At 65.4% G+C, this 3795-nt stretch carries 3 protein-coding genes; all 3 read left to right on the top strand.

The window, feature by feature from the left end; translation table 11 throughout:
* Positions 1–200 precede the first annotated feature (200 nt).
* The 3 genes from MUO23_07455 (at position 201) to MUO23_07445 (ending at position 3691) form a co-directional block, all read left to right on the top strand.
* Entirely contained in the window at positions 201–1082 is an 882-nt protein-coding gene (locus MUO23_07455; protein ID MCJ7512791.1) for a hypothetical protein, read from the top strand.
* Between the two features lie 328 nt (positions 1083–1410).
* Positions 1411–1869 (top strand): hypothetical protein, encoded by a 459-nt coding sequence (locus MUO23_07450; GenBank protein ID MCJ7512790.1) that lies wholly within the window; start codon positions 1411–1413, stop codon positions 1867–1869.
* A complete protein-coding gene (locus MUO23_07445; protein ID MCJ7512789.1) occupies positions 1853–3691 on the top strand; it encodes a hypothetical protein in 1839 nt (612 codons plus the stop codon). Before MUO23_07450 ends, MUO23_07445 begins: the two co-directional genes overlap by 17 nt.
* Positions 3692–3795 lie beyond the last annotated feature (104 nt).

The following is a 3795-nucleotide window of genomic DNA, read 5'->3' as shown; positions in this document are numbered from 1 at the left end:
TCGCCTGGCGATCTCCGCCTGCGGCAGCCCTTCTCTCTGCCATGTGTAGATCTGAAGCCGTTCGCCTGCAGTGAGATGAACATAACTGGCCATACAACGCTATTCTCCTCATAGCGTTGCACTTGCAAGTGGAACTCATGGGCGAGGCCCGCCGGCGTGGACTGGAGTAGAATCAAGTACCGGTGCGGTGGAAACAAGCCATGTCTCGAAGTGCCCGCCCGCTCCTCCTGACCGTGGTCTGCCTAGCAGCGCTTTCCGTGGCTTGCGCTCTGTCGGCCCCGGCAGCCTCTCCCCAGCCGCTCGGCCTAGCGACCCAGGTCGAGGCCACCCTGCAGGCGCTGCCGTCGCAAACGCCACCACCGGCGGCACCCGCTCAACCACCCTCCGCCACGCTTCCGCCGTCGGCGACGATTGTCCCTACAGCGACGCCAAGCCCCACAGTGACGGGCGAAGCCTCAAGCACACCCTCACCCACGCCACCCTCAACAGGCACCGCTGTCATCGGCGATCCTCGCAGCCAACTCGGTAATCCGGTCTGGCGGGACAACTTCTCCTCCGGTAGCGACTGGACCCTGGGCGAGGATAGCTTCACCCGGGCGAAGGTCGAAGACGGCAAGTTGCTCTTCACTGGGCTGACCAGCTTGGACGGCTGGCGCCTGACCTGGCCGGAGATCGAGGACTTCTACCTGGAGGCGAATCTCAATTCGGGAGACTGTGAGGGCAATGATCACTACGGCCTGATCTTCCGCGTGCCCGACCGCCACGCCGCCGATGAGGGGTACCTGCTCGGCTTCACCTGCGACGGCCGCTATTGGCTGCGCCACTGGGGCGACGAGAAGATGACCACGCTGATCCCGCTGACCAGCAGCACTGCCATTCTCGCCGGCACGAAGCGGGACAACCGCATGGGCGTGATGGCCGAGGGCAACAAGCTCACGCTGTACGCCAACGGCCAGAAGCTGGAGGAGATCGAAGATGATGCCCTGACCGACAAGGGAGGCTTCGGGCTGTTCGTCGGAGCTCGCAAGAGCGGGAAACTAACGATTGCAGCCGATGAGATGGCCTACTGGGCTCTGCCCTAGCTCCCTGGCCGGGCCTCCCCTCCGCGCGCCGGGGATGCGAGGCGGTCTTCGTGGCTGGCGCCGGTTGACGCGCCATCGAAAGGAAGCGTAAGCTGAGTCAGGGCTCGCCGATGGATCTGGCGGGCAGGTCCTATCCCCTGGGCGGCTAGGACGAGGCAAGCCCACGCCTGTGCGCGATGGTCGGAAGTGTCGCGCAACCATGCGCTCACGGCCGTTGGCGGGCAAAGGCGTCGAAACCGCGCTGACAGGGGTCAATGGGGCAGAGTCTGTCGGCGGGGCGCCGGAACCTCATCCTGCCGCGCGGATCCAACGAACAAGGAGGACGAGCGTGAAGAAGGCTGAGCCTGGCAAGATGAAATCTCCAAGATCCGGTTCGGTTGTGGTAGCGGGATGGTGCGCCATCTTGGCCGTGCCCCTGATCTTGGCCCGGATCACCTTGCTGCTTATGAACGGCCAACTCGCCGCGGTCGCGGCCAACGCTCCTATCCAACCGGCGGGATGGCTCTCGACCCAAGGGGTCTCCACGCTGGCGTACGTCCTGGTCGTCCCGATCGCGGTCCTCAGTCTGGTGTCGGGGATCGGCATCCTCAACCGCAAGCGCTGGGCGTGGGTTGCGCTGGTGCTGTTCCTAGTCCTGGCCCTGTTCCTCAATCTTTTCCGCGCCTACTTCGCGAAGCCGGAATACGGCCTGATGCTAGTCTATGCGGCGCTCGCCCTCATCCTGAATCAGACTGAGGTCCGCCGGGCGTTCCGCATCGGGAGGCCAAGCCATGAGCCCGTCGAGTGATCTGCCGCGGATGCCCCAGACGGCGAGTGATGAAGCGCTGCTGCGCCGCTTTGAGCCCGTGGTGCGCTACACCCGAGGGGAACATTGCTACCCAATGGACGTCGAACCCTACATCCGCCGCTGCAGCCTATGGGTTCACTATCCCGACGGCCGCGAAGAGCAGCTCGTCCCGGCCGGGGCGCTGGACATGAAGGGTCTGGTCCAGCCTCGAACAGCTCCCTTTGGAAGCGTCTTGTTCCTGCGCTTTGTCCAGCCCTTCGGGCTGGGGGAGGCAGCTGGCTTCCTCGTCGAAGAGGGTCGGCTGAACCGGCAGTCCCCGAATGCCTTCCATCCTGGCCCGGGACGGCTGTCGCGCGGCGGGCTGCTTCCGCGCCTGTTCGATGCGCTGTTCTCTGCCACGCTGCTCCTGCGCGGCCGTGTCCCTGCCGCCACCTCGGCGGCGGCGCGAGTCGCCTACCAGGAGATCCTTAAGGAAAAGGAACGGTATGTCTATCATGGCCGCGTCGTGCGCGAACGCGGCTGGATAGCGCTCCAGTACTGGTTCTTCTTCGACTACAACCCGTGGCGCTCCGGCTTCCACGGTGTGAACGACCATGAATCCGACTGGGAGATGGTCTTGGTCTACCTGTATGAGGATGGGAAGTCGTTGGTGCCGGGCTGGGTGGCCTTCGCCTCGCATGATTTCCACGGCGACGACCTGCGGCGTCGCTGGGACGATCGGGAAGAATTCGAACTGGCCGATGGCCACCCCGTGGTCTATGCCGGAGCTGGGTCGCATGCCTCCTACTTCCAACGCGGCGAGTATCAGGCGGAGGTGAGCCTCCCGCTTCCGGGGTGGCTCCGCGGGATCACGGGCGCGGCGCAGCGATTCTGGGCGCGCCTGATCGGGCAGGAAGGGTCCGCCGGCGGGCCGTTTCGGATTCCGTTTGTCGACTTTGCCCGCGGCGATGGCCTTTCCATCGGTCCGGGCGCCGACAAGGCGTGGAGCCCGGTCGTGATCGACGAATCGACACCCTGGGTGTCACAGTACCGCGGCCTGTGGGGTCTGTTCGCCCGCGACCCCTTGTCCGGCGAGAACGCGCCGGGTGGCCCGATGTACAACCGGGACGGAACCCCGCGCGCTTCCTGGTTCGATCCGCTCGGATTCGCCGGTCTCGACAAGACTCCCCCGCCCTCGCGCGAGGCCGCCATCCTGCGCCGCCAGGTCGCCGACCTGGGCAAGACGCAGAAGCAACTGGAAGCGACGGCCGCCGAAAGCATGGAAGATCTTCAACACCTGGGTGCGTTGTGGAAGGGGATGGAGGGCAAACCGCACCTGGCCAAGAAGCACGCCGCCCTGGGTGTGGACCTGCGCACAAAAGCGAATGAGCTCACGTCGGTCCGAAAAGAGCTTTCCCAGAACCGAGTGGTCCTGGATGGACTGAGTCAGCGATTGAAGGAGATCGAGGCAGGTGTCGCCGGCGATCCTCAGGCGCACATCCAGCATCGAGCCAGCCCCGTCCCGGCCTCGGCGGTCAGCCGCGCCGTGGAGATGTGGGCTGCCCTCAGCATCGCCTTGATGTTCTTCGGGGTGGCGGCCCTGCTGATCTGGGTGCCGCAAGCGGTGCTGCCCGGCATCGTTGTGCTGGTCATCGCCTTCGGCCTGGTCGAGTCGGTCATGCGCCGGACCTTCGCGGTCTCGCTGGGCAACGTCGCCATCTTTCTCGCGCTGGTGACACTGGTGGTCCTCGGGTTCGCCTTCTGGCAGATCGGGCTGGCGGCGCTTCTGGCGGGGGTGGGGGTCATCCTTCTCCTGCAAAGGTTACAGGAACTGCGCGGCTGAGGACCCGGGCGCGTCGGTGCGGTCAGCCCGCACCGATTCGATCGTCGCATTCGATCCTGTAGCGACGTCCTGAGCATCCCTGTGGGCGCAGGCGACTGGCGGGG

This window comes from Anaerolineales bacterium (genome assembly GCA_022866145.1).
In the GTDB taxonomy this organism is placed as follows: domain Bacteria; phylum Chloroflexota; class Anaerolineae; order Anaerolineales; family E44-bin32; genus PFL42.
This window is presented reverse-complemented; position numbering and strand designations above follow the sequence as displayed.